Origin of the sequence: Butyrivibrio sp. INlla21, assembly GCF_900116875.1 — a bacterium.
Classification (GTDB): Bacteria; Bacillota; Clostridia; order Lachnospirales; family Lachnospiraceae; genus Butyrivibrio.
This window is the reverse complement of the sequence record NZ_FPCC01000010.1, coordinates 126,728-133,474: the sequence shown is the minus strand read 5'-3', so window position 1 is coordinate 133,474 and position 6,747 is coordinate 126,728. Positions and strand designations below refer to the sequence as shown.

Here is a 6,747-nt window from a genome sequence, read left to right as displayed (position 1 = left end):
CCGCCTGTAAGTGGAACAGTAAATCCTTACCAGAAGGTTGAGGCAGAGGATTCTGCTGAGCTTAGTTCTGCATTACTTGCACCTAACAAGCAGTCTGTACTTATCAACAAGAACGGATATGCAGTAGCAAAGAATGTAGACCTTTCAAAGGGATTGTCAGCGATCACAGTTATGGCAAAGGGAACTGCAGCAAGCAGACTTGAAGTAAGACTTGATAAGGCTGACGGAGAGCGCATCGCAATGTTCATGGTAGGAACAGAAGCGAAAGAGCTCAACTTCAATACCACAGCGAGCGTAACAGGAACACACGACCTGTACTTCGTAGATACAATGGATGGAAGCATCACATTTGACTACTGGCAGGCAAAAGCTGCAGACGGAACAGTAGTAACACCTCCTGTAGGTAATGGAACTAATCCTTACGTAAAGACTGAGGCAGAGACAGCTGATACTTCAAAATTTGTTAAAGCTATGTTGGCACCTGCAGGTGGAAAGTCAGTTGTGATCGATGCAGGCGGATACATCCGTATCGACAATCTTGATTTCTCAGATGGACTTGCATCCTTCAACGTATATGCTAGATCATCTGCACCTAGAACAAAGTTAAATGTATATATCGATGATTCATTAACACCTATAGGAACAGTAAATGTCGGAACAGATATGACTAAGGCAACCGAACTTAAGGTTTCCTCAAATATCACCGGAAATCATTACATTTACTTTGAAGCACAGGACGGATCAGTAACACTTGATGCTTGGCAGGCAGTAGGAGCTTCAGGAACAGTGGTAACTCCTCCTGTTGGACAGACTGTAAACCCTTATAACAAGGTAGAGGCAGAAAATTCCAACGCTTTGACAAACGCAATGCTTTCGCCTAATAAGCAGTCCGTAGTTATCAACGACAACGGATACATCCTTGTACAGAACATTGACTTCTCCAAGGGGCTTTCAGGATTTGGCGTATATGCACAGACTAACCTTCCTAAGGTTAAACTCAATGTATATATTGATGATGCTACCGAACCTATCGGAAGTGTTTCTGTTGGAATAGACATGACCAAACCGGTATACATAAAGCTTCCTGCGGGAACAAATGTAACAGGTACACATTATATCTACCTTGAGGCTAAGGGCGGCTCGGTAACGCTTGATTCTTGGAACGCTATGCCGGCAGGATCAACACCGATAGACCAGCCTCCTGTAGTAGAGCCTCCTGTATATGAGGACATCAATCCTTACAACAAGGTTGAAGCAGAATCAATACCTTCAGCAAGCTATACTAATGCAATGCTTACACCTAGCAAGCAGGCTGTAAGTATCATGAACGGCGGAAATGTAGTTGCTAAGAATGTAGTATTCTCTAATGGTGTTTCTGAATTCAAGGTTGTAGCAGGCTCAACCGCTTCGGCAAAGCTTGAAGTAAGACTTGGCTCAGCAACAGGAACACTTCTAGGTTCAGCAACAGTAAGCGGTGATGCTAAAGAGCTTACAATTAAATCATCACAGAATCTGAGCGGTAAGAAAGATATCTACTTTGTATCAGCAAACGGAGTTATTTCATTTGATTCTTGGAAGGTAACAGAGTACAAGGAGCCTGTTGTAACTCCGCCTGTAGTAGAAACAGGAGTTAAGGCTACATACAAAGAAAACAGCTGGAATGATGGTTATCAGCTCAGCTTCACGGTTACAAACAATTCAGGAAAGACGGTTAACAGCTGGAAGGTTAAGGTTAAGAAGAGCGATATCAACGTTAATCAGAGCTGGTGCGTAAATGTTTCTCAGGAAGGTGATTACTATGTATTCACTCCTATGTCATGGAACTCAACTCTTGCCAACGGTCAGTCAACAGAGTTTGGTATGATCGGAAGAGGCCAGGTTGGAAGCACCATTAACTACACGGTTGAATAACCAAAAAAACAATATGTTATAATAGGCGTTAAATAACGCAATATAAAAGGGGGTTCAGGGATTGTCATCAGGCAATCACTGGATCCTCTTTATATTTTTAGGAGGTAAAAGAGTAAGTGAAAAGAAAAGGAAGTGTAGTATTTAGTTTTTTAATTGCATCAGCAGTGTTTTTGATGCAGAACGTTACGACAATAGCGGCAGACCCGCTTGAGTACACGGGACCGCAGCTTGATCCCTACAAAGGAATCGAGGCGGAGCTTAACTTTGGTACTTCGGGATATACTCTCGAAGAGGAAGACGGATGGACCAGAAAAGTAATATGCCTTGAGAAGGGCGATTATTTTTACGTCAATGATGTTAATTTTGATAAGGGACTTTCAAAATTAAAGATAAACGCCAGGGGTGGTACGCCGGCAATCATAGAAGTCAGAAGAGATAAAGAAGACGGAAGGCTTCTTGGCGAGATCAAAATAAATAAAAGCAAAAAATATGATAACTTTGCTTGTCCGACAGATGATATCTATGGAAAAAATAATATTTATTTTGTGTGCACGATGGGTACCTGCTACATAGATGCGTGGATTGCGGAGAGAAAGACACCTGCAAAAGAGGATATCAATAAGCCGCCGGTAGTTGTAAATCCGTATGAGACCGTTGAAACAGAGACAATGGAAAACGGCGGAAACTTCTATGATAAAGATGGTACCGAATATTCGCCGATCAGTGAAGTGAAAATGGTTTCACTAAAAAATGTTATGTTTTCAAAGGGACTTAAGGGCATAGAGATAACTGCCAGAACCAGATATTACGACACGGTAATGGAGATTCATCTTGATGATCCCGAAAGCGAACCTATTGCAAGAGCACTGATCAGAACGCCTGAATTTGGAACTTGCATGGCATATACATCCAATATCACAGGAATGCATGATGTGTATTTCACGGTAAATAACCCTGTTGATTTCGATTCTTGGAGGGCAATCGACAATGCTCCGAAGCCAAAGGGAAACAACGACAAACCGATTGACCCTGAGGAACCACAGCAACCGGAGGTTTCCGAGACACCTGAACAGCCGGAGATGCCTGAAACTCCTGAGCAGCCGGAAGTTCCCGAAATACCGGAACAACCGCAGGAGCCTGAAACTCCACAGCAGCCCGAAGAGCCCGCTAAGCCTGAGCTTGAGCTTGAGGGTTCAATAAACGATTGTGGCGAAGGCTATCAGGTCAACTTTAAGCTTACCAACAATTCCGATGAGCCGAAAACAGGCTGGAAGATAACAATGGGAAAAGTTGACATCAACATAAAAGACAGCTGGTGTGTAAACATCGAAGAAGATGACAATCTTTATGTGATCACTCCTCAGGGATGGAATACAACAATCGCTCCCGGACAGACAATTGAATTTGGTATAAGAGGAGAAGGAACTCTTAATGAGGACACGGTTCGCTATATGATTGAGTAATCAATTGTATATAAAAACACTTTATAGGAGGTAAAAGAGTAAGTGAAAAGAAAAGGAAGAGTAGTATCAAGTATTTTATGTGCAGGAACCACGTTTATGCTGATGTGCACAACGGTGGCGGCAGGAGATCCCTGGGGACACCGCGGACCCAGCATACATCCGTACGGTGGTGTCGAAGCGGAAGCAAACTTCGGAAGCTCGGTATGTGAGTCCACAGAGGCCGACGGAAGAAAAGTCATGTCACTTGAGGAAGGCGATTATTTCAGAATAATTGATGTTGATTTTGATAAGGGACTGTCAGGAATTGATATTAACTACAAGGCTGATGAGCCTTCAATTGTTGAAGTAAGAAGCGGAAAGATAGACGGCCGTCTTATCGCAAAACTTAGGGTAGACGCAACTCATGGCGAGTATAAGCTTTGTTCCGCTCCGACAAATGGTCTTTCCGGAATAAACGAGATCTATTTCGTATGTACCCACGGTGCATGCTCAATAGATAATTGGACGGCATTCGGAAAAGGTCCCGATGACGCTTCAACCGTTGATCCATATAACTATGTAGAAGCGGAGAATGGAACAGGCTTTGAAGAATCGGCAATTTCAGAAGATGCCGGAAGAAAGGTTGTATCATTTTCTAAGGAAGGTGATTATTTCAAATCTGAAAATGTAGATCTGAAATTCGGAGCGAATTCTTTCATGGTATTGGCTAAGAGTAACAGCCCGGCGGTTATAGAGATAAGAGACGGCGGAATCGATGGAAAATGCTTGGATGAAATCATGGTGAGTGGCACAAATGATGAGTATAAGTGTTATATCGCAGACGAAATCCCAAGCCTTTCAGGTGTTCACGATCTTTATTTTGTAAACGTAATGGGGCAGGCTTCTGTTGATAAGTGGTGCGTATCAAGCATGGTGATAAATGCTTCCGAAGATTGTGAATAAAAACAATTTAAGGAAAACGGATAAATAATAAAACGCCGACCTGCAAATAACAGGCTGGCGTTTTTATTTACATATCCATCTTGGAATCGTAGATATTGGTTTCAAAGAATTTGTTGTAGCCCTGCCATCCGGGAGTTGTAATGTTACCGAGAAGCTCAGTAAATGTCTCCATCTTGGCATCGGTGTTGTCCGCAAGATTAAGCGCTACCGCTTCAACTATGGAAGGCTTTTTGGGAGAGCCGTATTCATATTCTCCGTGGTGAGCAAGAATGCAGTGCTGAAGCTCCTGTCTAAGGAGTACGGGGAAATCCGGGATCTCTTTTGCCTTATCACCTACCATCTCGGCGCCCATAACTATGTGTCCGAGGAACTGACCTTCATCCGTGTAATCATTGGTAGGGAAGAGACTTAACTCTCTTGTCTTTCCTATATCGTGGCAGATAGCTGCTGTTAAGAGCAGATCTCTTTTTAATATGGGATAAGCAGTGCAGAAGTAATCGCAAAGCTTGGTTACGCTCAATGTATGTTCAAGTAATCCGCCGATAAATCCGTGGTGAACAGTCTTGGCTGCGCTGGATTTTCTAAATGCGGTGATAAATGCTTCATCCTGAATAAAGAACTCTTCAAGGAGCTTTTTAAGATAAGGATTCTTGATCGTTCCGATTATGCCAAGAAGCTCTTTGTACATTTCGTCGTTGTCCTTGGAAGAAACAGGTAGATACAAAGAAGGATCATACTCGCCTTCATGGCACCTTCTTGCGCGCTTTACGTTGACCTGTATCGCGCCGTTAAAGCTTGTAACTTCACCGAACACATCGATGTAATCCGTATCGTCAAATTCATCAATGCCGTCGCTGTTTGGCTCCCAGATCTTGGCATCTACAGTGCCCGTTTTATCCTGCAAGATAACAGAATAGTATTCCTTGCCGTTCTTGGTAGTGGCGCTCTGTTTGTGCTTGCACATGTAGATGTCGGCAATTCTGTCGCCGGGAGTAAGATCCTTGATAAACTTCATTTTAAATCCTCATTTCTAATTACTGTATAGTAATAAATTTAATTATGTGTTGAACTCTTGAGAGTAACTTCCATCTGAATCTCGATATAATCGTTAGGAGACTGCCTCATAACGGTAACTGTTATTATATCATTCGGCTCACATTGAGCAAGCCTGGATGCAAATTGCTCGTATGAATTAACAGCATAGTCGCCGATCCTTACAATGATGTCACCGCTCTGAAGTCCTGCGTGCATTGCCGGAGAACTCATTTCGATCTGCGTGATGTAGGCGCCTGCGGGAACATTCTTATCATGTTGAAAATCAATGGGAACCGTTGTTCCGTGGATTCCCAGATACGGCCTGTTCGTAGCATTGGAAAGATTCTCGATCAGTGTTTTCATTTCAGAAATACCGATCGCGCTGATGTGGTTCGGTATATCGGTGGGACAGTAGGTCATATCGATAATGCCCACAACCTCTCCGCTTAAATTAACCAGAACACCGCTTCCGGAGGAGCTTCCGCTTATATCCGTTGTGATCAGTTTGTATGATGAATCAACGAGATTAAGAGGCGCTTTGTCCGAGGTGATTATCCCGTAACATATTGAATCCTTAATCCCCATGGGACTGCCGACTGCGATGACGGGTAGTCCGGTAAGATTGCCTGAGTTGGAGCTTCCAAGAGCAGCCGTCGTTATGCTCTTTGTGGTGTGCTCATCAAGATCGGCTTTTTTAACCACGATAACACATTGGTTGGTGACGGTATCCATAAGGTTTAAAGTGGCATCTGCAGTTGAGTTGTCGCAGAATGTCACGCGTATACTCTTTGCATCGGAAGCAGCAGATGAAGGTGCCAAAATATACAGATTGGTGCCGTTATCCGCTACGATTATTCCGGAAGCACTTCCGCTGCTCTCATATGAATCATTGATCCAGTTCGCGTCGCTTGTTACAGAAGTTACCGTAACAACGCTTCTTCCGACTTCATCTGCCACGAGTTTAAGTGATGACATGAGTTTACCGTAGTCGGACTGGGAAAAAGAATATGAGGCAAGCGCTTCGTCTATCTTATTTTTCTCATCTTCTTCAAGACTCATTGCTTCGCTTGCGGCAATAGCATTGTCATTGGCAAACATCTCCTCGGGAGAGAGCTCGTCGTTTACAGTCTCTTCGGGAAAAGAAATCTTTTCGGGTGAATTCTCGGGATAAAGCGTGTCGTTAAAAACAGGCTGAAGCACCAGGAAAGTAAGGCACGCAACGATGCCGAAAACAACCGCAAGGGAAATCGTTATGATAGTTCTTCTTAGCAGCTTTTTTCTGTTGATCGGACGCTGCTTTATCTTTTCGCTTATAAAGCTGGTATCTTTTTTATTTTCTTCAGGATTAGTAGGCATTTTTTTACCTCCGCCGTATTGCTTAATTATAAATGTTTTT

5 protein-coding genes are annotated in these 6,747 nt (G+C 43.2%); 3 read left to right on the top strand and 2 right to left on the bottom strand.

Going from position 1 to position 6,747, the window contains the following annotated elements; translation table 11 throughout:
- The 3 genes from BM377_RS07940 to BM377_RS07930 form a co-directional block, all read left to right on the top strand.
- Nucleotides 1–1,911 (top strand): carbohydrate-binding protein (locus BM377_RS07940; RefSeq protein ID WP_143104484.1); only part of this gene is annotated, 1,911 nt, incomplete at its 5' end.
- 116 nt (nucleotides 1,912–2,027) lie between these two features.
- Nucleotides 2,028–3,374, top strand: a complete 1,347-nt coding sequence (locus BM377_RS07935; RefSeq protein WP_092246396.1) for a cellulose binding domain-containing protein — start codon at nucleotides 2,028–2,030, stop codon at nucleotides 3,372–3,374.
- 42 nt (nucleotides 3,375–3,416) lie between these two features.
- Nucleotides 3,417–4,316 (top strand): carbohydrate-binding protein, encoded by a 900-nt coding sequence (locus BM377_RS07930; protein WP_092246393.1) that lies wholly within the window; start codon nucleotides 3,417–3,419, stop codon nucleotides 4,314–4,316.
- Between the two features lie 67 nt (nucleotides 4,317–4,383).
- Here the strand turns inward: BM377_RS07930 and BM377_RS07925 are convergent, their stop codons facing one another.
- Entirely contained in the window at nucleotides 4,384–5,331 is a 948-nt protein-coding gene (locus tag BM377_RS07925) for a 3'-5' exoribonuclease YhaM family protein (RefSeq protein WP_092246390.1), read from the bottom strand.
- Nucleotides 5,332–5,369: 38 nt separating this feature from the next.
- Nucleotides 5,370–6,707, bottom strand: coding sequence for a S1C family serine protease (locus BM377_RS07920; RefSeq protein WP_092246387.1), 1,338 nt, complete (start codon nucleotides 6,705–6,707; stop codon nucleotides 5,370–5,372).
- Nucleotides 6,708–6,747: the final 40 nt, after the last annotated feature.